We start from the raw sequence: 23,141 nt of genomic DNA, 5'->3' as shown, positions 1-23,141 counted from the left end.
CAAAGGAGTGGCGACAATGAAAAAGTTATACGAGTACCAGAAAGATGAGCAGTTGAACCTCTTCCTTCTGATCAAATCAGCTGAAGAAAAAAAAACGCGGAACAACAAACCTTATCTTGCCCTGATTCTACAAGACACCAGTGGAGAAATTTCGGCTAATTACTGGGATGCTTCTCCCAATGATGTTGATCAGTTCAAGCCGGGCCGAGTTATAAAAGTGGATGGCAGACGGGAAGAATACAATGGGGCACCGCAGCTGCGAATCAAGCAGATGAGGCTTGCTCAAGATGATGAACCGTATAATCCTGACTTATACATTGAACGGGCACCAGTCAATAAAGACAAGATGATCGAAGCATTCAACCAGGCTGTCTTTGACATAACTAATGCTCACCTGAACCGTATTGTTCGCTATATAATGAAAAAGTATCAGAGAGAGTTCTTCCAAAGTCCTGCTGCAAAGAAAAATCACCATGCATACCTCGGCGGACTGGCTTTCCACACAATGTCCATGCTCAAAATTGCAAAATCAATAACGGCTAGTTATGATCTGCTGAACCCATCTCTGCTTTATGCTGGAATCATTCTACATGATGTCGGAAAGGTGATAGAACTCAGTGGACCAACAGCCACAGAATATACGCTCGAGGGTAAACTGGTGGGACACATCGTCCTTATCTATGATGAGATTTCAAAAGCGTGTGTGGAGCTGAAAATCGACGAAAGTCACGAAGACGTTCTTTTGCTTAAACACCTTGTGCTTGCTCATCATGGCGAGATGGAATATGGTTCTCCAGTGAGACCGCAGATTCCTGAAGCTGAAATCATCCATTACATCGATCAGATCGATGCGAAGATGAATATGATGGAGTCTGCCTTAAGAAAAACAGAAGCTGGAGAATTCTCTGAACGGATCTGGGCCATGGACAACCGCTCGTTTTTCAAAAGCACGGTAAAGAATGAGAGACCAGCCTCTGAACAATAAATGATCTATTTGTGAAGGCTTGATGAAAAATAGTAAAAATTTGCTTTATACGTTTTCATTTTCTTAAGACCTGTGTTATATTAATTGAGGTACGGACATGGCAAATTATTTTAGCCTTGACCGTTCACTAGATTATAAGAATTAGGATGTGTATTTACGCGTATGAAAAAAATGTTATTTGGCGCAGTAGCCTGTTCAGGACTTTTACTGGCAGGATGTGCAAGCAGTCCTGAAGTAGCTTCTACAGAAGCTGGACGTGTTCGTGAAGATGAATTATTTGAAAGAATGAAAAATGAAGTCACACAAAGCGGAATGACTTATGGAGAACAAATGCTTCAGCAGATCCTGCTTGAAGATATTCTTGATCACGCATATGGTGATGAAGTATCCGATGAGGATATCGATGCTGAACTTGAAAAAGAAGCTGAACCTTATGGCGGCCTTGAAGAGTTCGAAGAAATGATTGCTATGCAGGGCATGTCTCTGGACGATGTGAGAAATAGTGTGCGTACATCACTTCAAGTGAGAGCAGCTATTCAGGATCATGTCGAAATAACAGATGAAGAAATCGAAGAGGCATACGAGAACTATACTATCGATTCAACTGTAGCTCATATTCTTGTAGAGGACTTAGGTCTTGCTGAAGAAATCATTGATGAGCTGAACGATGGAGCTGACTTCGGTGAGTTGGTTGCTGAACATTCTATGGACACTGGAACAATCGAAAGTGACGGAGAACTTGTGCTTGAACCTGGTCGTTTCGTCCCTGAATTCGAAGAAGCAGCAATGGAACTTGAAGAAGGTGAATTCACTCAGGAACCAGTAGAGTCTCAATTCGGCTATCACATCATTAAACTGGTAGAAGAAGGCGAAAAAGGTACACTGGAAGAAGAACGTGAAACGATCGAAGCTATGCTCATTGACAGCTACATGCAGGACCAGGCAGTGGTTCAGGAAGCTATTGGCAAACTTGTACGTGACGCGAATGTTCAGATTTCAGACGAAGATCTGACTGGAGCAATGCAGCAGTTCATGGAGCCTGCACCGGAACAGCAGGAAATGGATCAGGATATGTTGGACGAACCTTTGGAAGAAGGTAATGGCGTCGAAGAAGATCCTGAAAGTGATGAAGACGCAGATACAGATGGCGATACTGAATCTGACTCAGAAGAAGCAGAAGAAGATAACGAATAAAATTAAGACTATGGCACATGGGCTGATAATCATCTCCCGTGTGCTTTTTTTGTCGTAAATAATGGGGAAGGGAGAACAGGTGAATAGGCCATATATCGTTTTATGGGCAGTTTGGCTATGGTTTTTCAAGCTAAATGGTTCATATCCAGTTTTATGAGCCATTAGATCTATTGGCCGCCATGCGAATGTACCATAAAGTCAGATATGAACCATTCGTCAGATAAATTCATTAATCTGGCTCACAACACACAAAAAACGTTGCCGACCTCAAGCCGGCAACGTTTTTTTATTCGGTTGGTGAAGATAGAGTATCTGTTGTCTTTTGTACTTCAGTCTGAATTTTCTCAGCTTTTTCCTGAATCCGTCTCATACGAGGTTCAGCTTCTTTCTGAAACTCGGCTGCCACTGTCTGCAAGTCGCTCATGAATTCAGTCTGTACAAAATTTACTTCAGAAGTCAATCGGCTGACAGCTGATTTCAAGTCATTGACTTTATCCGTTACATCCTGAACATGGTTAGTTGTATCATCGATATAGGCCTTCAGCATTTCCTGATTCTGCTTTCCTGGTCTGGGTGTTCTGACCAGCCCGTAAATTCCTCCAAGAACGACTCCTGATAAGCTTCCTAATAGAAAATGTTTCATAATCTTACCCCTCCTTTGATAGTGTGCTAACGATTTTGTTCCGAATCTCATCCAGCTCGTCATCAGAATAATCGTCCGAATGTGTGTCCCATTTCAGTCCAAAACCATCTTTATCAGAGTTATATCTAGGTAGCAGATGAACATGGCCATGGAATACGCTCTGAGAGGCGATTTCCTCATTGTTCATCAGGAGATTTAACCCTTCACATTCCGGATCGAATGATCGGACGGCACGTGCTATCTTTGGTATTTTCGCAAATACGTCCGCAGCCAGCTCGTCTGTATAGTCGAGAATATTTCTGACATGCTTTTTGGAAATGACTAGAGTGTGTCCCTTAGTCACTTGAGATATATCCAGAATGGCAATGACTGAATCATCTTCATAGACTTTTCTGGACGGGATCTCACCATCAATAATCTTACAGAATATGCACTCGCTCATGACTTTCCCTCTTTCCATAGTAAAGTATAGATACAGTTTATCATATTATGCCGGGAAATAATAAAAAGACACTACTGGAATCTTTAAACCTTCACTTTGTGTGGTAAAATATAAGCACTAGTTTACAGGGAAGGATAGGTAGTATGAGCTTGAAAGTTGAATCTCTGACAGGGGGATACAGTAGAATACCTGTTTTAAAATCCGTATCGTTCGACATTGCAGATGGTGAACTGATCGGACTGATCGGGTTAAATGGTGCCGGAAAAAGTACCACCATCAAACATATTATCGGCCTAATGAAGCCTTTCGAAGGAACAGTTAAAATAGATGGCCGAACGATCAACGAAGATCCGGAAACGTATCGCAGAAAAATTGGATTCATCCCGGAGTCTCCCCTGCTATATGACGAACTGACTTTAAAAGAGCACGTTGAGATGACGATCATGGCATATGGTCTTGATCGCGAACGGGCTTGGGAGATAGCGAATCATCTGCTTGACCTGTTCAGGCTGACTGAGCGGCTTGAGTGGTTTCCAACAGACTTTTCAAAAGGCATGAAGCAGAAAGTGATGATTGTCTGTGCCTTTATTATTGAGCCGTCTCTGTTTATTATTGATGAGCCTTTTTTAGGACTTGATCCATTGGCTATCAGAGACCTTATCCAGCTTATGGAAGAACATAAGCGTAACGGGGCCTCTATATTAATGTCCACCCATGTACTGGCAAATGCCGAACGAATCTGTGATAAATTTGTGGTCATGCATGATGGTGAAATATATGCGATGGGAACGATGGCTGACTTAAGAAAACACTTCGACATGCCGGAAGCTACTCTTGATGAAATGTACGGGCGGCTGGCTGACAGGGAAGGGTTTTAAAATGACGATCAGAGACATGTTTAAAAAGAGAACTAATGAGTATTACAGTCGGCTTGGCAAATATCTTAAATACGTGTTCAATGATCACTTTGTCATTGCCCTGATGATCCTGACGGGTGCATTAGGGTTTACTTATTCAGATTACGTCGAAACCGTTGCTCCAACGGATTTTCTTCCGCGTTTATTGCTTGTTGTGATCGTATACTCTGTCTTGCCAGTAGGTGGAATAAGGACACTGATCGAACCAGCTGATGGCATTTATCTCCTGCCTCTTGAAAAGCAGATGGCTCCGATCATGAGGCGGCACTTGCTTGTAAGCGGCCTGTTTTTAAGTGCGGGAATGACTGTGATTGCGACTCTTACGATGCCTTTAATGGAAGCTTTGAACATAACTGGTCAGGCATACAGTTTAAGCTGGATAGCTGTGTTGATCTGTTTGAAGCTGATCGATCTGCTGGTCCGGTATCATTCATTTCAGTCGGACAGTCTATCGTTGATACGAACTATTAATATAGGTAGACACATTCTGATACTGGGGACCCTCGGGCTGAGTCTTTTCGTTTCCCTATGGGCCGGCCTAGCATTAGCCCTTGGAGGACTTTCTGGGCTCCTTTACCTGGTCTTTATTTTTTCCCGTAAAAAGCTCTGGAACTGGGACAGAATGATCGAGGTGGAACAGAAACGAGTTCAGGGGATATACAGGCTGATCAATCTTTTCATAGAAACGCCTTATGGACAGAATAAAGTCAAGCGTATGAAGGGGTTCGATCCTTTAATTAGCATCATCAGCTCTAAAACTGATCCGCATATGTATTACATCAGTAGAGTATTTATAAGACAGACGGCTTTCAGCGGATTGTATGTCAGACTTCTGACTATTGGACTGATTGTCATATACTTCACTCCTGTATTATGGCTTAGAACACTTGTGAGTGTTCTGTTTATTTATCTGATCGGTTTTCAGCTTCTTCCTCTAAAACAAGTTCTAAACGAATCTGTTCATTTTAAATTGTATCCTTATACAAATACTGATAAAATAAAAGCCATCCAAAAATTATTGAACGTGACACTGATTATAACGAGTATTATCTTTTCTCTGGGATCTTTAAACGGGGGTTGGGAGGCCACAGGGATAGTCTTTTTGATCAGTACACTGTTCGCTTTTGGGTTCAATTCAGTATATGTGCGCAGAAGATTGGGCTAGCAGGATAAGGGGAGAACGACATGAAAGTGATATGGAATAGTGAGATTGTAGATAGAAGTGAAGTTAAAATCGATCCGGAAGACCGGGGGTATCAGTTCGGAGACGGAATCTATGAAGTGATCAGAGCATATAATGGCCGCTTTTTCTGTTTGGATGAGCATATTGACAGATTTTATTCTAGTGCTGGAAAAATCGAAATGGCTGTGCCTTATAGTCGAAACGAGATGAAATCACTCGTCAACCGGCTGCTTGAAGAAACAAATATCGACACCGGCAATCTTTATCTGCAGATGACGCGCGGGATTTCTTCACCCAGGAACCATATGTACCCGGATGCAGGCGTCCATCCAATGCTGACTGGGACGATGACAGCGGTCGAAAGGGATGCTGTCAAGCAGGTGAAAGGGATTGACACGATCGTAACGGAAGATATACGCTGGCTGAAATGTGACATCAAGATGATTTCTTTACTCGGAAATATCATGGCCAAGCATGAAGCACATAAAAAGAATGCCGAAGAAGCCATTCTTCATCGAGATGGGACCGTTACAGAATGCTCTGCCTCAAACATAGCGATCGTAAAAAACGGAGAAGTGATTACTCATCCTGACGGGAATCTCATTTTACCTGGGGTGACAAAGCTTGTGTGGAAGAAATGTGCAGAAAAGCTGGATATTTCAGTAGTCGACAGACCGTTTTCACTGGAAGAAATGTACGAAGCAGAGGAAGTATTCTGTTCAAGTACGACGATTGAGGTCATGCCAGTCAGACGCATCGATGAACGAGTACTGTTCACTGATAATCCTGGCGACTTGACGACTGCTCTGCAGGCTGAATACCTTAAAGAAATTGAACAGCAATGTGGCGAAATAGTTAGATGAGACTGAGAGATAAAAAAAGAACATGCATGCGCTTGACGGAACCGATAATTCTTTCTACAATAGAAGGTGCGTAAATGTCTTTATTATTGAGCGACATAAGAAGAACATATAAAGGATTGAATACTATGGAGTTAGAGAGAGAAACGGGGTGGCAGCTGCATCCCATTGGTGGAGAAACAGGTCAAGCTTATATGGGAACGAAAAACGAAGAACGTTTATTTCTCAAGCGGAATTCATCGCCTTTTCTGGCAGCATTGTCTCTTGAAGGGATCTCTCCCAGACTCGTATGGACAAAGCGGATAGGGAACGGCGATGTGCTCACTGCCCAGGAATGGTGCAATGGCCGGACCTTATTCAAAGAAGAGATGACTTCTTCAAGTGTGATTCAGATGATCAGAAAAGTTCATCAGTCTCAAAGTCTGAAGAGAATGCTGCATCGTCTAGGAGGGAAAGTGCTCTCTCCATCTGACTTTTACTACAATGCGGTTTATGGCCTGGCGCCCGATCTTATTGCCCATCCATCAATCAGACAAGCCGTATCGTACTTGGAAAAGCACATGCCTGCTGATGATCAGATGGAAAATAAAATGGTCTGCCATGGTGATATCTCACATAAGAATTTTCTTATGTCTTCTGAAGAAGAACTGTATCTGGTTGACTGGGATTCAGCACTGCTTGCTGATCCTGTAGCCGACTTGAGTCAGCTCCTGGAACGCTATATCGATCACCAGAACTGGGACGACTGGATTACAGCGATGATTCCATTTACCCCAGGTGCCACTACAAGTAAATTCTACTGGTACGGTACAGCCAACCTGCTGTTTGACATCAAAACCAGTCATCAGAAACAGGATTATCTGAGAATGAACCAGTATTTGATCAAATTGAATCAGCTATTATCATAAAATAAATGAATGCAGGGACAGGTTTAACGATCTGCTCCCTTTTTTGCTGAACTAACGAGGAGTGTTTAAATGAGATTACGTCATAAACCATATGCCCAGGAAAAGTTGCTGGAATACAAACATTATGTTGTTGAAAAACCGGAAAAATCAAAAGGGAAATGGACAGAAAGATTTGAGAAAGCCCAGCCTTTACACATAGAAATTGGTTGCGGGAAAGGGCGTTTCATTATTGAAATGGCAAAACGCTACCCTGAAATCAACTTTATCGGCATAGAATTACAGACAAGTGTAATCGTGTCTGCTCTGGAAAAACAGATTGACGAAGAGCTGCCTAATCTGCAGCTGATGCAGGTCAACGCAAAGGATCTGAGAGAGTACTTTGAAGCTGGAGAAGTCGACCGCATCTATCTTACGTTTTCTGATCCATGGCCAAAAAATAGACACGAGAAGCGGAGACTCACTTACAAGTCATTCCTGTCAGTCTATGAGACGATTCTAAATGATAAAGGCGAACTTCATTTCAAGACGGATAATCAGAAGCTATTCGAATATTCATTGACCAGCTTCTCCAAATATGATGCGGTGCTGGAAAAAGTGTATCTGGATCTGCACAATAGTGATGTAGAAGACAATGTAATGACAGAGTATGAAGAAAAGTTCTCTAAAAAAGGCAACAGGATTTATAAAGCTGTGGTCATGTTTAAATAAAAAAAGCCTCAGATACTAGATCTTCTGCTTAGAGCAGGGACAGATCAAGCGTCTGAGGTTATTTATTCGTCTAATATCATGAGCAAGATCAGCACATGCTGAAGCAGACTCATTTTCATTTAAACTCTGTAAAGGTCGATCAGGCTGCCAGTATAAGCATCGACGATGAATTCATATTGAACTAGCTTGCTTTCTTCATAGCGTGAGATCCCACCGTAATAAACATCTGTTTCATAAGCAAATTTTTTCCATGGCACTTTGGATAATTCAATCCACGACCCGTCGATTGGTCCTTCTTTAAGAAATTCTTTTTTTATGGATTTTAAAATATCGTCAGCCTTTAGTGACTTATTCTTTTTAAAGAATGCAAAGGTCAGCATACCCAGAATAAAGGAAACCACAACTGAACCACCCAGATACATCCAGTCCTCCGTAGAGTACGTCTTTGTTTCTTTCATTTCTTCCTTTTTTATATACATTAGAACTCCTCCATTTCGAATAAATAACGCTTTCGTCTCTTATTTTATCATACCTTAGAATAATAGTGTAACACAAGCAAACTAGGTTTAACTTAAATTTGAACCGGGTTTTGTGTATAATAATGAGAGTACAGCGGGAGATAGTGGCCCGAAATCTTATACTGGGGGATAGAGTCAGTCTGACTGACGATTATATATGAATGAAGAAACATATCAGATGATCAAACGAACAACTGAACTTCAGGGAATCAGCGGATTTGAACATAATGTCCGCGACTTTATGCGAAGTGAAATGAACGGACTGGTTGACCGGATAGAAACGGACGGACTGGGTGGACTGTTTGGAGTGAAAGAATCACAGACACCGGATGCACCAAAATTGATGCTTGCTGCACACATGGATGAAGTAGGCTTTATGGTCTCATCCATTACATCAAAAGGACTGGTTAAAGTTCTTCCCATCGGTGGATGGAATCCTTATGTGGTGTCATCCCAGCGTTTTACGATTCAGACTAAAAAAGGGGAGTACCCGCTTGTATCGTCCTCGATACCGCCGCATCTTCTGAAAGACAAGAAGAACACGTCGATTTCTATTGACTCGATTCTGTTTGATGGAGGCTTTGAGTCCAAGGAAGAAGCGGAAGAATACGGCGTACGTCCTGGAGATCCTATCGTACCAGTCGTTGAGACCATCCAGATGGCAAACAAAAAAACCTTTGCTGGAAAGGCCTGGGACAACCGCTATGGTGTCACACTTGTTCTTGAACTTCTGAAGCAATTAAAAGAAGAGCAGCTGCCGAGTACACTGATTGCCGGAGCCAATGTTCAGGAAGAAGTAGGACTAAGAGGAACAAAAGGATCTGTCAGAAAATTCAAGCCGGATGCGTTCCTGGCTGTCGACTGTTCCCCGGCAAATGACCTGAACGGAGATAAAGAAGCTTTCGGCCGTCTGGGCGACGGGTTCCTTTTGAGAATTCAGGATCCAGGGATGATCCTCTCCAGAGAAATGAAGGATTATCTTATTGATACAGCAGAGACGAATAATATTCCCTATCAGTATTTCGTTTCCAAAGGGGGTACGGATGCTGTTGCGGCACATACATTAAATGAAGGCATACCAAGTGCCGTGATCGGTGTACCGGCACGATATATCCACACCCATCAGTCTCTATTCCGTATTGATGACTATGAAGCGGCAAAAGAAATGGTCTACCAGATCGTCAGAACCTTTGACCGGTCAGTACTCGAGACTATAAAAACATTTTAAACTATAGAAAACTAAGGAGTTTATACACATGCAGATAACAACCTACAATAATAATGGCCTGAATGATGTTCTGATGATCCAGTTCAAGAAAATGGAAGCAACAAAGCAGGTCACTGAACGAAATGGAGATATTGTTTTGATCAAGTCAAAAGCTGACGGGGAAGCTACAGGCATTAACCTCTTCAAAGCCTCTGACTATCTGGAAGGACTGACTGAAGGACCATTGGAACTTGATAAAAAAGCTGTAGATAAATTGAACAGTCTGATCGAAGAAGCTGGATTTTCTGTCAAACTAGAAACTGACTATTCTCCGAAGTTTGTGATAGGCTACGTGACGTCATGTGAACCGGTAGAAGGATCTGATCATCTTAACCTGACTCAAACTGAAGTTGACAATGGCGAAATCCTACAGATCGTCTGTGGTGCCGCAAATATTGCCCAAGGACAGAAAGTTGTTGTAGCCCGCACTGGTGCGGTGATGCCTGACGGAATGATTATCTGGCCTGGTGAACTTAAAGGCGTTGAAAGCAACGGGATGATCTGTTCAGCTAGAGAACTTGGGCTGCCACAGGAAGGTAAAGGAATCATGGTCCTTCCAGACGATGCAGAAGTAGGAAAAGCTTTTTCAGTTTAATAATCTGTAAGGACTAGGGAAGGAGGGGAAATAGTGTCCTCAAAGTATAGAGAGTTCTTTGAATCATCGAAGAAAAACAGGCCGGAGAGTAAATCTGATGAGCAGTCACTTTCTTTTAAAGACACGTACACACTTCCAGGCGAAGTTAAGCGAAAGGAAGAAATAAAAAAAGAATTCAAAGAGTATTTAGAGCACCCTCAGGAATCATTCAATAGAACATATATTGATCCTCCTTTTGAAGTAAGCAAAGTCCCGTCGCCAGTATACGGCTATAATAAACCACCTAAGAAGACAAAAAAGCCGACGACCGATTACAGTATACTTAAGCAGGAGATGCAGAAAAAAACTGAAGAATTTTTAATTCTGGAAGAATATGCAACTGAGTCTCTGAAGGAAAAATGGGGATGGACGAGTGAACCTGAAGCAACTTCAGAACTTCCTGATCAAATGAAAATCCAGAAAGCTAAGTCGACTGTTCGTGAAAAAACTAAAAAGACATATGGGCTTAACCGGACACTGGCTTCGATCATGGACGATGACAGAAATGACAACATCAATAGACGAAGTGAGGTTCCCGGACTGTTCAGAAAAGATGACTCCAGCAAAAGATAAATAATTGTACTGGCTTTTTTGGATCATTTCAATTATAGTGTATAACGATGTAAATTTTACAGATCTGAATTTAATGGAGGATTTTTAACGAATGAATCAGGAAACAGTCTACCACTTTGTGGGAATTAAAGGATCAGGTATGAGTGCACTGGCTTTGATCCTTCATGATAAAGGATACAAAGTTCAAGGGTCAGATGTTAAAAAATACTTCTTTACTCAAAAAAATTTAGAAGATAATCATATCCCTATCTATTTATTCGATGAAGCAAATATTAAAGAAGGCATGACCGTCATAGCCGGAAACGCATTCCCAGACACACATGAAGAGATCAGCAAAGCAATGGACATGGGCCTGTCGGTGAAACGCTACCACGACTTCCTTGGAGAGCTGAGCGATCAGTATACCAGTGTAGCTATAACTGGCTCACACGGCAAAACTAGTACGACGGGCCTGCTGTCTCATGTTCTGAGCGGAATCAAGCCTACCAGTTACTTGATAGGCGACGGTACCGGACGAGGCGAAAAAGATGCAGAGTACTTTGTGCTTGAGGCCTGTGAATACAGACGTCATTTTCTGGCATATAAATCAGACTATGCACTGATCACTAACATTGATTTTGATCATCCGGACTATTATACGAGCATAGAAGATGTTCAGGATGCGTTTCTCTCATTCTCACAGCAGATCAAAAAAGCAATTTTTGCCTGTGGTGATGATGCGAGACTTCAGGAACTGCACGCTTCCGTTCCAATCGTTTATTATGGCTTTGATGAGTATAACGATTTTCAGGCCAAGAATCTTGAGCGAACAACTGAAGGATCTACGTTCGACGTATTTGTCAGAGGAGATTTCTATGGGAAATTTTTCATTCCATCATACGGAAAGCATAACATCCAGAATGCATTGGGAGTTATCGCATTCTCTCATTATGAAGGTCTCGATCTGGACAAAGTTCAGGAGAGACTTCAGTCATTTAAAGGGGTAAAAAGACGCTTTACTGAGAAAAATGTGATGGACACAGTCATTATTGATGATTATGCTCATCACCCGGCAGAAATTAGGGCTACTCTTGATGCAGCTCATCAGAAATACCCTGATAGAGAAATCGTTGCCGTTTTTCAGCCGCACACATTCAGCAGGACCGTTGCACTTCTAGATGAATTCGGTGAAGCCCTCGATCTGGCAGATGCCGTCTATCTCTGCGATATCTTTACATCAGCGAGAGAGCAGGAAGGTACTGTGACGATCAGAGATCTGCTGGACAAAACGGAAAAAGGAAAAGACATCATTTCAGAAGAAGATATGTCAGCCTTGCTTAAACATAAAAACCAAGTCGTCGTTTTCATGGGCGCTGGTGATGTTGACAAATTCGAGCATGCTTTCGAAGTCATTTTAAGCCAGTCGGAAGCAAAAAATTAATAGGAAAAATAGAGAATGAACTTAAAGCTCCCTTCGCATATAGTAGTGGTATAATACTTATTGTATAGGGAGTTTAAGGACGTTCTCTTTTTCTATTGCACAAATTTTGATACTATAGGTTTAGGATGAATAACTGGGAGTTGAAGAGATTGGCTGATAAAAAGAAATTACTGCTCATAGACGGGCACAGTGTGGCATTCAGAGCCTTTTATGGTTTGCATAGCCAGCTGGAACGAATGAAGAATAGAAACGGACTGCACACCAATGCGCTTTACGGCTTTCATAACATGCTTGAGGTGATCGTGAACAAGGAACAGCCGACACATGCACTCGTGGCATTTGATGCAGGAAAGACTACATTCAGACACGAATATTTCGACGATTATAAAGGCGGCCGGTCAAAAATGCCGTCTGAATTTTCTGAACAGATTCCCTTTATGAAAGATCTTCTTAAAGGGTTCGGTTTGCAGAGCTATCAGCTTGAAAACTATGAAGCAGATGACATCATAGGAACGCTGGCTAAAGAAGCTGAAGAAAACGGTTTTGAGGTGGTCATTCTGACCGGAGACAGGGACCTTACTCAGCTTGCTTCGGATAGCATTCGGGTGGACATCACTAAAAAAGGAGTCAGCGACTTAAAAGAGCACACCAAAAAGTCGATTCAGGAAGAGATGGGAATCGATCCGATTCAGATTATCGACATGAAAGGACTGGCAGGAGATGCCTCAGACAATATTCCGGGAGTGACCAAGATTGGTGATAAAACTGCTCTCAAGTTACTGCACGAATATGGGTCGGTTGAGAACCTTTATGAGAATATTGAAGAGATGAAAAAGTCCAAACGAAAAGAATACCTGATCAATGAGAAGGAAACGGCATTTCTGAGTAAAAAACTGGCAACCATTGATACTAATGCGCCAATTGAAGTAAAACTGGAAAATCTGACATACAACGGATTGAGTATGGAGGATCTTATCTCTTTCTATAAAGAAATGGATTTCAATTCTCATTTGCAGAAACTCGATACGTCAGAATATATGGAGCAACTGGCGGAAGATGCTGTGGAGGTCGAATATACTTTCTTAAATGAACTGTCATCTTCTCACTTCTCTTCAGATATGGCTCTGTATATCGAAATGCTGAATGAGAACTATCATCATGCTGAAATCGTCTCGATTGCCTGGGGAAATGATGAGACCATTTATGTAACCGATCCTCAGACTGCTTTTGCATCTGCTGCCTTCAAAGCGTGGATCGAAGATGAAGACAGCGGTAAAGTGCTGTATGATGCTAAACGCTCCTATGTCGCTTTGAACAATAAAGGCATGACCCTTAGAGGAATTACATTTGATATCATGCTTGCGTCCTATTTGTTGACAGCTGAAGACAGCAGCAGCGGCGATATCGTCGATGTAGCCAGAAAACATAATTACGAACACATCACGCCTGATGAAGTTGTTTATGGAAAAGGGAAAAAAATAAAAATACCTGAAGACAGTTCTCTTATGCATGATCATGTGGCGCGTAAGGTCTTAGGCATCTATCATCTGTCGGATTCGATGGAAAAAGAACTCAAAGAAAACGAACAGGAAGATCTGCTTAAAAAAATGGAGATGCCACTTGCCATCGTGCTTGCAGATATGGAGATTCAAGGCATCACTGCTGATGCAGAACGACTTGAACGAATGAAAGAAGAATTTGGTAAGACACTTGAATCAATCGAAGAAAGAATCTATGAAGAAGCCGGAGAAACGTTCAACATCAATTCTCCCAAACAGTTAGGTGTGATCCTCTTTGAGAAAATGGGTTACCCAGTCATCAAGAAGACTAAGACCGGGTATTCCACCGCACAGGACGTTCTGGAAAAGCTGAAGGATCAGGCACCTATCGTTGAGCATATTCTTCAGTACCGTCAGATTGCCAAAATACAGTCCACCTATATTGAGGGGCTGCTTAAAGTGATCGATCCACAGACGAGCAAGATCCATACACGCTACCTGCAGACCGTTGCACGTACTGGGCGACTGAGCTCCGTTGATCCTAATCTGCAGAATATTCCAATCCGTCTTGAAGAAGGACGCAAGATTCGTGAGGCTTTTATCCCTCGTGAAAAAGGCTGGAAAATATTCGCATCGGACTACTCGCAGATCGAACTTCGTATATTAGCTCATATTTCCGGAGACGATCATTTGATCAAGGCCTTCCTGGATGATGAAGATATCCATACAACGACTGCTATGCGTGTATTTGATATCGATGCTCCCGAGAAAGTTACATCTGATATGAGACGTGAAGCCAAGGCTGTCAATTTCGGAATCGTGTACGGTATCAGCGACTACGGCCTTTCACAGAACCTGAATATTACACGTAAGGAAGCAAAAGACTATATCGATACGTACTTTGAACGTTTCCCGGGTGTGAAGGAGTTTATTGATACGGTGATTAGAGAGGCCAAGGAAGACGGCTTTGTCGAAACATTGTTCCACCGTCGCAGGTATCTGCCTGATATCAACTCACGCAATTTCAATTTGAGATCTTTTGCGGAGCGTACGGCCATGAATACGCCGATTCAGGGGAGTGCTGCTGACATTCTTAAAATGGCTATGATAGAAATGGCTAAACGGATGAAAGAAGAAAATCTGGAAGCGACTATGCTTCTTCAGGTTCACGATGAACTGATATTTGAGGTGCCTGAACACGAGATGGACAAGCTGGAAGCCCTTGTAAAAGAAGTGATGGAAAAAACAGTTGAGCTGTCTGTTCCTCTGAAAGTTGAGAGCAGTGCAGGTGATAACTGGTATCAAGCTAAATAACACATAAAAGAGCGGGAGAAGTCTCGCTTCTTTTATTGTAAAATTACCAAAGGAAATGAGAGAATACTATGCCTGAATTGCCGGAAGTTGAAAGTGTCAGAAACGGTTTAGTCGATCTGGTTAGTGAGAGAACGATCGGCAAAGTCACTGTACGCTGGGACAATATAATTAAAGAACCAAAAATCGAGCTGTTCCAGAAAAGTCTGGAAGGCCAGACAATTGAAACGATTAGAAGAAGGGGAAAGTTTCTTCTTTTTATCCTGACTGATTATGTTCTGATCAGCCATTTGAGAATGGAAGGAAAATTCAGACTAGAAGTAGAAGGGACTCCACTGACTAAGCATACCCACGTTATTTTTAGTCTTAATGGTGGACAGGAGCTCCGTTATCTGGACGTCAGGAAGTTCGGTAAGATGAGTCTAGTCAGCAAAAAGGAACTTCTGACCCACCCTTCGCTGACCAGCCTTGGACCGGAACCGGTTGAAGAGGAGCTGAGCATCGATTGGATGGTGGAGTATCTCAAAGGGAAAAAAAGGGCGGTTAAAGCCTGTCTACTTGATCAGAAGCTGGTGGCTGGGGTTGGGAATATTTATGCAGATGAGATTTTGTATGATGCAGGTATTCGTCCCAATCGTTCAGCTTCTTCGCTGACTGATGAAGAAATCAGCGTACTGAGATCCTCTATTGTGAGGATAATGAAAGAAGCCGTCGAAGCCGGAGGAACAACAATCCGAACATACGCCAATGCCTACGGTAGAGAAGGTAGTTATCAGAACAGTCTGAGGATTTATGGAAAGGTTGGATCAGACTGTCCGATCTGTCATTCACCATTTATTAAAACTAAAGTGGCTCAGAGAGGGACGCACTTCTGCCCGGTCTGTCAGTCATAGAAAGAGGAGGAGAACGATGACTTTTATTTTAGGCTTGACAGGGGGGATTGCCACCGGAAAGTCCACGGTCGGCCGCTTCTTTGAATCTCAATGTATTCCTGTAGTGGATGCAGATAAGGGAGCCAGACAGGTAATGGAACCTGGGCAGGCAGCCTATCATGACGTTGTGAAGACATTTGGCCAGGAGATATTAACAAAAGATGGAACGATAGATCGGACTAGACTTGGCGCTATTGTGTTCAACGATCCTACTAAATTAAGTAAATTGAATGAGACCGTTCATAGTCATGTCCTGAACTGGATAAAGGAAGAAAAAGATAAGCTGATCAAAGCTGGACACCCCCTGGTTGTTCTGGATATCCCTCTGCTTTATGAGATCGGATTTGAAAATGAAGTGGATGCCGTTATGGTGATTTATGTTGACCCGGAGACTCAGCTGAAACGGCTGATGAAAAGAGATAATTTAAGTGAGAATGAGGCACAGATACGAATCGCCGCGCAGGCCTCAATAGACAGCAAGGCTGAGAAAGCAGACATCGTCATCGATAATAGGGGCGGTATTGATGAAACGGAAAATCAGCTGAGAACTTGGCTTGACAATAATGGGTATTAGTTAAGTCCCAGAAATGTGGTATACTGTCAGTAAATATTTAATAGTAAAGGACTGAAAAATATGCATTGTCCTAAATGTCAGCACAACGGAAGCAGAGTAGTGGATAGTCGACCGGCAGATGATGGGAAAGCGATCAGACGCAGGAGAGAATGTGAGAACTGTCTCTTCCGCTTTACAACATTTGAGCGGATCGAACAGAGCCCCGTCCTTGTGGTGAAGAAAAATGGGAATCGAGAAGAATTCAGTCGTGAGAAACTGCTTAGAGGCATCCGTAGAGCCTGTGAAAAGAGACCTGTAGCTGCAGCAGCCCAAGAAAAAATCGTAAATAAAGTAGAATATAAAATCAGAGACATTGGAGCCAATGAAGTTCCCTCAACTAAAATTGGAGAATACGTGATGGAAGAACTAGCAGAACTGGATGATGTCGCTTATATCCGATTTGCCAGTGTATATAGACAGTTCAAGGATATTGGTGTCTTTATGCAGGAAATGCAGGAACTTGAGAAAAAGAGAAAAGAACATTAAGCAAGGCTGAAAGGATCAATCAACGATGACTTACCCCTGGAAAACTATGAGCCCGAAAGACAGCATACATCTGATCAGATTGACGATACTATCGGATCTGCATATAAGATCTCTTCATAACTTATATCAGCCGCTCCTTGGAAAAGACGCCGTCAGCCTTTTTATGACACTTAAAGAAACACTTGATCAGACCAGTGAAAAAGATGTGAGGCTCTCTGATTTACTTGTACAGCTCGACAGTGGTGTGAAAGAGTTTTATGAGGCAAGAATCAGACTTGAAGCATACGGCCTTATCAGAGTCTACGTACATGACTCTGATTCGACACGTTCTGCGATCGGTTTAAGTAGTCCTATGCTGCCTGAACAGTTCTTTAAAGACCCAATGATGAAGATGATGCTTACTGAAATAGTTGGTCAGCGGTGGACAGATGACCTGCAGAATAGATTCCAGGTTCATGATGGCAGGTTGACTGAGTATAAAGAAGTCACTAAGTCATTTCTTGATGTAATTCATGTGGATATGAAAAAAATGAGTGAAGCAGCTGATATTGAAGATAGAGAGGAACAGATGCCTGCGATAGGAGAACAGATTATATCAGCCGAACGATTCGACTGGTCGTTTTTCATTGAAGGTCTGAACAAGAATTATGTCAGTCGCTCATCAATTAATACTGATCTGAAACGACTCATTTATACTTTTAATACCTTGTATGACATCAATGAACTGGAGATGCAAAAATTTGTACTTGAAGCAGCGGATTTGAATACAGGTCAGGTAGATGATCAGAAGCTGACTTCCCTGATACAAAAAGAGTACTTAAAAAAATCCGGCAGTTCAAGGAAGACAGCCGATGTCATGGCTCAAGAAAGCGAGCATAGAGTAAGACAGCTCGAACAAAAAGGTTTTTCGAAAGAAGAAATAGAAATTATTTTGCACTCTGAGCAAGTAAGTCCGTATGCTTATCTGAAATCGATTAAACGTCAGAAAGGCGGGTTTGTCTCGTCAAATGAAACATGGCTGCTGAAAGAACTTGTTGAGAATGCTCCATTAACTACAGCAGTGATCAACATCCTTCTGAACTATCTGCTTATCATCAAGAATTCCCCTAGCATAGAAAAAGGACTTGCAACTAAAATAGCGAATGACTGGGCACAAAGCCAGGTGAAGACACCTGAAGACGCTATGGAGAAAGTAAAACAGCTTTATGCATCATTCGGTCAGAGAAATCAGAAAGCAGTACCTAAGGGAAATTATTCTAAGACTCAAAAAAAGGCATCGCATGCCCGCCAGGAGACCCTTCCTGACTGGGCCTTGGAAGGGTCTGTAAAAGATGAACGGCTCAGTTCAGAAGAAGAGGAAGCTTACAAAGAAAGACTTAAACGAATCCGCAACAGGAAAAGTGGTGAATCATAATGGATAGTATAAAAGATCAGCTGGCTAAACTGATGGATTCAAGAAAAGTCAGCGACATGTTCAGTCAGATAATGAAAAAAGATGTCATGAGTGATCCGGACGTAAGAGAATTTCTTTTTGAGCATAAAGAAGCATTATCAAAAGAAGCCATTGAAAGAAGCGCTTCTGAACTGTACGAATTTGTATCCGAAAAGAAAAAAGTGCAGAACAGGAGTGACAGCCTGGCTCCGGGATATGAACCCAAGCTCATCCTGAATAATCATCGGATTGATGTGACTTACGTGCCTACTAGGGAACTTCTTTCACGTCAGAAGGAAGTAAAGATCAAAAACAGGATAAAATCCCTTTATATGCCGAAAGATCTCAAAAATGCCAGGCTTGAAGATTTTGAAGCGACAAGAAAACGACAGGCTGCTTTTGAGAAGGCAATCACATTTATAGATGACTATCTTGAATCGCCCAGGTCATACCATAAAGGTCTCTACCTTCAAGGACCGTTCGGTGTGGGGAAGACTTTCCTTCTGGGGGCCGTGGCTCATGAACTGTCGCAGCATGGCCATTCAACTACGCTGGTTCATTTTCCTACCTTTACGGTTGAAATGAAAAACGCAATCGGGAATAATACGACAGAAGATAAGATGGAAAAGCTTAAACGCGCGAAGATACTGATGATCGATGATATTGGAGCAGATTCCATGTCATCCTGGATAAGAGACGATGTACTTGGTGTCATTCTTCAATTCAGGATGCAGGAAGAGCTGCCGACATTCTTTACATCAAACTTCAGTATGGATCAGCTTGAAAAAGAACACCTGAGTGTGACACAACGAGGTGAAAGAGAGCCTCTGAAAGCCAAGCGGATCATGGAGCGTATTCGTTTTCTGTCTGAGGAAGTGGAAATGTCAGGAGATAATCGACGTCAAAATAAAAGTTGATTTGACCTGCCAAAAGTGATAAAGTACTATCTATATCAAGAATAATACCACTTTGAGAAAGACACCATCGTTCAACAGTAATTAAAAGAGAGGAAGATCCCGGCTGAAAATCTTCCATTAATGAACAGATGACCCCTTTCGAGTGCAGGTCCGAACAAAGTAGGATCTGCCGTACACTCTGCGTTAAAGAGCGAAGAGATTAGAATGGCTCAAGGCTGTTCTATAAACTTGGGTGGAACCACGTATATTAAACGTCCCATTGGATAAGACAGCTTATTCAATGGGACTTTTTTAATGAAAATAGGAGGAATTGGAATGTCGGAAATGATTAATGTTATTTTGCCGGATGGCTCTTCGAAGAAAGTTTCTAAAGGAACAACACCTAAAGAGATTGCCGGTGGGATTGCCAAGTCTCTTGAGAAAAAAGGCCTGGCAGCTAAATGGAATGGAGAACTGGTCGATTTCAGTCGTGAACTGAATGAAGACGGAGCACTTGAAATCGTTACGCCTGATCATGAAGATGCACTGTTAGTTTTGAGACACTCTACTGCCCATCTAATGGCTCAGGCGATCAAACGTCTATATCCGGACGCGTCATTCGGAGTAGGGCCCGCTATAGAAAATGGGTTCTACTATGATACAGATACTGAGCAGCCTATTACTGAGGAAGATCTGGAAAGAATTGAAAACGAAATGATGGCAATTGTGAAAGAAAATCTGCCTATTATTCGAAAAGAAATCTCTAGAGCAGAAGCGCTTGATTTGTTTAAGGATGACCCATACAAACAGGAACTGATCAATGATCTTCCAGAAGATGAAGAATTGACAGTCTATGAGCAAGGAGAATTTGTCGACCTGTGTCGTGGTGTACATGTTCCTTCTACAGGTCGTATACAAGTCTTTAAACTATTATCCCTTGCAGGGGCTTACTGGAGAGGAAACTCTGACAATAAGATGATGCAGCGTATTTACGGAACAGCATTCTTTGATAAAAAAGCGCTGAAAGAGTACCTTAAAATTCGGGAAGAAGCAAAGCAGCGGGATCACCGTAAATTAGGTAAAGAGCTGGAGCTTTTCATGCTGTCACCAGAGGTAGGTTCAGGTCTTCCGTTCTGGCTTCCTAAAGGAGCTACGATCAGACGTGTAATTGAACGATACATCACTGACAAGGAAATCAGCCTAGGTTATCAGCATGTCTATACTCCAATCATGGCGAACGTTGACTTTTATAAGCGTTCAGGCCACTGGGATCATTACCATGAAGACATGTTTCCACCAATGGATATGGGCGATGGGGAAATGCTTGTTCTTCGCCCAATGAACTGTCCGCATCATATGATGGTCTTTAAAGATGATGTCAGAAGTTACCGTGACCTGCCGATCCGCATCGCTGAACTGGGACAGATGCACCGTTATGAGAAGAGCGGGGCTTTGTCAGGCTTGCAGCGTGTTCGTGAAATGACCCTGAACGATGCACACGTGTTTGTCCGTCCGGATCAGATCAAGGAAGAATTCAGCCGAGTCGTCAAACTGATGCTGGCTGTCTATGAAGACTTTGACATTAAGGATTACCGCTTCAGACTGAGTTATAGAGATCCTGAAAATACTGAAAAATACTTTGACGATGATGCCATGTGGATGAAGGCTGAGTCTATGCTGAAGGAGACACTTGATGATCTCGGTCTGGAATACTTCGAGGCAACAGGGGAAGCAGCATTTTATGGGCCTAAACTGGATGTTCAGGTCAAGACAGCAATGGGCATCGAAGAAACGCTCTCTACTGTTCAGCTTGATTTCCTTCTGCCAGAACGGTTCGACCTCACGTACGTCGGGGAAGATGGACAAGATTCTCATCGGCCAGTTGTAATCCACCGCGGGGTCGTATCAACGATGGAACGTTTTGTCGCATATCTGATTGAACGATACAAAGGTGCATTCCCGACATGGCTGGCACCGGTACAGGCTAAAATCATTCCTGTCAATCTTGATATCCATGGGGAGTTCGCAGAACAGCTGAAAAACAGGCTGGCAGCTAAAGGCTTAAGAATAGAAGTCGATAATCGTAATGAGAAAATGGGCTACAAGATCCGAGAAGCTCAGACGCTCAAGATTCCTTATCAGCTGGTTATTGGGGACAATGAGATGGCTGATGACTCAGTAGCTGTCCGTAAATACGGTGAAAAACAGACTAACACTCTTGCTATAAATGATTTCATTCAGCAGATGGTAGATGAGAATACTAAATAAATGTCATGATCCATTTGACATAGGGTGTTTGTTGTGATATTATATAAAAGTTGAGAAAACAAAGCAGAAGCCCCCGCTTCTCGCCTTATGGACATCTGTTCATGGGCAGATATGGACACGTATATATAAGGCATGCGCTTGTGTGTGCCTGATGCGGAGAACAGGCGGGAATTTCTATGCAGATAGATACCCCGCCTTTTTCTGTGCTTTTCTCGCAAATACTTTGGAGGTGACCACCATAGCTAAAGACATGATTGTCAACGACCGTATTCGTGCAAATGAAGTACGTTTGATCGGAAAAGACGGTGAACAGATAGGTGTAGTCCAACGCAAAGAGGCACTAAGATTAGCAGAGGAAGCCAACATGGACCTTGTATTAGTCTCGCCTAATGCTAAACCACCAGTGGCTCGGGTAATGGACTACGGCAAGTATCGCTATGAACAGCAGAAAAAAGAACGTGAAGCAAGAAAGAATCAGAAAGTTGTCAACATCAAAGAGATTCGCTTGAGTCCAACGATCGATGACCATGATTTTGATACGAAATTGCGTAACGCTCGTAAGTTTCTGGAAAAAGGCGATAAAGTCAAAGTCTCTATCCGATTCAGAGGACGAGCAATCACTCACAAGGACATTGGACGTGAAGTTCTGGAACGCATGGCTGAAAAAGCATCTGATATTTCACAAGTCGAATCAAAGGCTAAGATGGATGGCCGCAGCATGTTCTTGATGCTCGCACCGAAAAGTGAAAAATAAAGAAATAACTGTGATATAGTTATTTTCTGATCATTATTATAGAAGAGTATTGGAGGAAATCAAAAATGCCTAAGCAAAAAACGCATAAAGGTTCAGCAAAACGATTCAAAAGAACTGGTACTGGTAAACTGAAAAGAAGTCACGCAAAAACAAGCCACATGTTTGCGAACAAAACTCAGAAACAGAAACGTAAACTGCGTAAATCAGCACTGGTTTCTAATAGTGACTACAAACGCATCAAGCAACAGCTTGCTAAAATGAAATAATAGATTCTAGGATTGTATTGAAGGAGGAAAAACAATGGCACGAGTAAAAGGTGGAGTCGTCACTCGCAGACGCCGTAATCGCGTATTAAAATTAGCTAAAGGATATTATGGTGCTAAACATCGCTTGTTCAAAGTTGCAAAACAGCAAGTAATGAAATCATACATGTATGCTTACAGAGACCGTAAACAGAACAAGCGTAATTTCCGTAAACTATGGATTGCACGTATCAACGCTGCAGCACGTATGAACGGATTAAGCTATTCTAAATTTATGCACGGACTTAAATTAGCTGAAATCGACATGAACCGTAAAATGCTGGCTGACTTGGCTGTCAACGATGCTGATGCATTTTCAGCTCTGACAGACAAAGCAAAAGATGCTTTAAACGGTTAATTCATTTACCTTATAATAATCAGTTTATAACTGGTTGT

At 42.3% G+C, this 23,141-nt stretch carries 24 protein-coding genes; 21 read left to right on the top strand and 3 right to left on the bottom strand.

What is annotated here, in order from left to right; genetic code table 11:
- Nucleotides 1–16: 16 nt before the first annotated feature.
- The gene (locus tag BLR76_RS01775; RefSeq protein ID WP_091264714.1) at nucleotides 17–985 is read left to right on the top strand and encodes a 3'-5' exoribonuclease YhaM family protein; all 969 of its coding nucleotides are present in this window, start codon (nucleotides 17–19) and stop codon (nucleotides 983–985) included.
- A gap of 162 nt (nucleotides 986–1,147) precedes the next feature.
- Nucleotides 1,148–2,179, top strand: a complete 1,032-nt coding sequence (locus tag BLR76_RS01770; RefSeq protein WP_091264712.1) for a peptidylprolyl isomerase — start codon at nucleotides 1,148–1,150, stop codon at nucleotides 2,177–2,179.
- A gap of 286 nt (nucleotides 2,180–2,465) precedes the next feature.
- Here BLR76_RS01770 and BLR76_RS01765 read toward each other — a convergent pair whose 3' ends face one another.
- Both BLR76_RS01765 and BLR76_RS01760 read right to left on the bottom strand, forming a co-directional pair.
- Nucleotides 2,466–2,822, bottom strand: coding sequence for a YtxH domain-containing protein (locus BLR76_RS01765; protein ID WP_176759574.1), 357 nt, complete (start codon nucleotides 2,820–2,822; stop codon nucleotides 2,466–2,468).
- 4 nt (nucleotides 2,823–2,826) lie between these two features.
- A complete protein-coding gene (locus tag BLR76_RS01760) occupies nucleotides 2,827–3,264 on the bottom strand; it encodes an HIT family protein (protein ID WP_091264708.1) in 438 nt (145 codons plus the stop codon).
- A 143-nt stretch (nucleotides 3,265–3,407) separates the two neighbouring features.
- Between BLR76_RS01760 and BLR76_RS01755 the strand changes: the two genes are divergently transcribed.
- The 5 genes from BLR76_RS01755 to trmB all read left to right on the top strand — a co-directional run bounded on the left by BLR76_RS01755 (nucleotide 3,408) and on the right by trmB (nucleotide 7,840).
- Nucleotides 3,408–4,142, top strand: a complete 735-nt coding sequence (locus BLR76_RS01755) for an ABC transporter ATP-binding protein (protein ID WP_091264706.1) — start codon at nucleotides 3,408–3,410, stop codon at nucleotides 4,140–4,142.
- 1 nt (nucleotide 4,143) lies between these two features.
- Complete coding sequence (locus BLR76_RS01750) at nucleotides 4,144–5,346, top strand: ABC transporter permease (RefSeq protein WP_176759573.1); 1,203 nt, start codon at nucleotides 4,144–4,146, stop codon at nucleotides 5,344–5,346.
- Between the two features lie 20 nt (nucleotides 5,347–5,366).
- Nucleotides 5,367–6,227 (top strand): D-amino-acid transaminase, encoded by an 861-nt coding sequence (dat, locus tag BLR76_RS01745; RefSeq protein WP_091264702.1) that lies wholly within the window; start codon nucleotides 5,367–5,369, stop codon nucleotides 6,225–6,227.
- Nucleotides 6,228–6,301: 74 nt separating this feature from the next.
- Entirely contained in the window at nucleotides 6,302–7,132 is an 831-nt protein-coding gene (locus BLR76_RS01740) for a phosphotransferase family protein (protein WP_245682998.1), read from the top strand.
- 69 nt (nucleotides 7,133–7,201) lie between these two features.
- Complete coding sequence (gene trmB / locus BLR76_RS01735; RefSeq protein ID WP_091264699.1) at nucleotides 7,202–7,840, top strand: tRNA (guanosine(46)-N7)-methyltransferase TrmB; 639 nt, start codon at nucleotides 7,202–7,204, stop codon at nucleotides 7,838–7,840.
- Nucleotides 7,841–7,959: 119 nt separating this feature from the next.
- Here trmB and BLR76_RS01730 read toward each other — a convergent pair whose 3' ends face one another.
- Nucleotides 7,960–8,319, bottom strand: coding sequence for a PepSY domain-containing protein (locus BLR76_RS01730; protein WP_245682997.1), 360 nt, complete (start codon nucleotides 8,317–8,319; stop codon nucleotides 7,960–7,962).
- Nucleotides 8,320–8,515: 196 nt separating this feature from the next.
- Here BLR76_RS01730 and pepA point away from each other — a divergent pair, with 196 nt between their 5' ends.
- The 14 genes from pepA to rplT all read left to right on the top strand — a co-directional run bounded on the left by pepA (nucleotide 8,516) and on the right by rplT (nucleotide 23,103).
- On the top strand, nucleotides 8,516–9,586 hold the full coding sequence (pepA, locus tag BLR76_RS01725; RefSeq protein ID WP_091264697.1) for a glutamyl aminopeptidase: 1,071 nt from the start codon (nucleotides 8,516–8,518) through the stop codon (nucleotides 9,584–9,586).
- Between the two features lie 28 nt (nucleotides 9,587–9,614).
- Nucleotides 9,615–10,220 carry a YtpR family tRNA-binding protein gene (gene ytpR, locus BLR76_RS01720; protein ID WP_091264695.1) on the top strand — a complete coding sequence of 202 codons (606 nt, stop codon included), beginning with the start codon at nucleotides 9,615–9,617 and terminating at the stop codon, nucleotides 10,218–10,220.
- 33 nt (nucleotides 10,221–10,253) lie between these two features.
- The gene (locus BLR76_RS01715) at nucleotides 10,254–10,832 is read left to right on the top strand and encodes a hypothetical protein (protein ID WP_091264692.1); all 579 of its coding nucleotides are present in this window, start codon (nucleotides 10,254–10,256) and stop codon (nucleotides 10,830–10,832) included.
- Nucleotides 10,833–10,923: 91 nt separating this feature from the next.
- Complete coding sequence (murC, locus tag BLR76_RS01710; RefSeq protein ID WP_091264690.1) at nucleotides 10,924–12,252, top strand: UDP-N-acetylmuramate--L-alanine ligase; 1,329 nt, start codon at nucleotides 10,924–10,926, stop codon at nucleotides 12,250–12,252.
- 149 nt (nucleotides 12,253–12,401) lie between these two features.
- Nucleotides 12,402–15,065, top strand: coding sequence for a DNA polymerase I (gene polA, locus BLR76_RS01705; RefSeq protein WP_245682996.1), 2,664 nt, complete (start codon nucleotides 12,402–12,404; stop codon nucleotides 15,063–15,065).
- Nucleotides 15,066–15,133: 68 nt separating this feature from the next.
- Nucleotides 15,134–15,955, top strand: coding sequence for a DNA-formamidopyrimidine glycosylase (gene mutM / locus BLR76_RS01700; protein WP_091264684.1), 822 nt, complete (start codon nucleotides 15,134–15,136; stop codon nucleotides 15,953–15,955).
- Between the two features lie 16 nt (nucleotides 15,956–15,971).
- Complete coding sequence (gene coaE / locus BLR76_RS01695) at nucleotides 15,972–16,568, top strand: dephospho-CoA kinase (protein ID WP_091264682.1); 597 nt, start codon at nucleotides 15,972–15,974, stop codon at nucleotides 16,566–16,568.
- 60 nt (nucleotides 16,569–16,628) lie between these two features.
- On the top strand, nucleotides 16,629–17,093 hold the full coding sequence (gene nrdR, locus BLR76_RS01690; protein WP_091264680.1) for a transcriptional regulator NrdR: 465 nt from the start codon (nucleotides 16,629–16,631) through the stop codon (nucleotides 17,091–17,093).
- Nucleotides 17,094–17,118: 25 nt separating this feature from the next.
- Complete coding sequence (locus BLR76_RS01685) at nucleotides 17,119–18,507, top strand: replication initiation and membrane attachment family protein (RefSeq protein ID WP_091264678.1); 1,389 nt, start codon at nucleotides 17,119–17,121, stop codon at nucleotides 18,505–18,507.
- A complete protein-coding gene (gene dnaI, locus BLR76_RS01680) occupies nucleotides 18,507–19,442 on the top strand; it encodes a primosomal protein DnaI (protein ID WP_091264676.1) in 936 nt (311 codons plus the stop codon). Before BLR76_RS01685 ends, dnaI begins: the two co-directional genes overlap by 1 nt.
- A gap of 315 nt (nucleotides 19,443–19,757) precedes the next feature.
- Nucleotides 19,758–21,689: a threonine--tRNA ligase gene (thrS, locus tag BLR76_RS01675; RefSeq protein ID WP_091264674.1), complete on the top strand. Its 1,932-nt coding sequence runs from the start codon at nucleotides 19,758–19,760 to the stop codon at nucleotides 21,687–21,689.
- Between the two features lie 250 nt (nucleotides 21,690–21,939).
- Nucleotides 21,940–22,443: a translation initiation factor IF-3 gene (gene infC, locus BLR76_RS01670; RefSeq protein WP_143009167.1), complete on the top strand. Its 504-nt coding sequence runs from the start codon at nucleotides 21,940–21,942 to the stop codon at nucleotides 22,441–22,443.
- Nucleotides 22,444–22,508: 65 nt separating this feature from the next.
- Complete coding sequence (gene rpmI / locus BLR76_RS01665) at nucleotides 22,509–22,709, top strand: 50S ribosomal protein L35 (protein WP_091264670.1); 201 nt, start codon at nucleotides 22,509–22,511, stop codon at nucleotides 22,707–22,709.
- Between the two features lie 34 nt (nucleotides 22,710–22,743).
- A complete protein-coding gene (gene rplT, locus BLR76_RS01660; protein ID WP_091264668.1) occupies nucleotides 22,744–23,103 on the top strand; it encodes a 50S ribosomal protein L20 in 360 nt (119 codons plus the stop codon).
- The last annotated feature ends 38 nt before the right edge of the window (nucleotides 23,104–23,141 follow it).

It is taken from the genome of Alkalibacterium thalassium (assembly GCF_900101165.1).
In the GTDB taxonomy this organism is placed as follows: Bacteria; Bacillota; Bacilli; order Lactobacillales; family Carnobacteriaceae_A; genus Alkalibacterium; species Alkalibacterium indicireducens.
The sequence above is the reverse complement of the archived record's forward strand: the minus strand, read 5'-3'. Positions and strand labels throughout refer to the sequence as shown.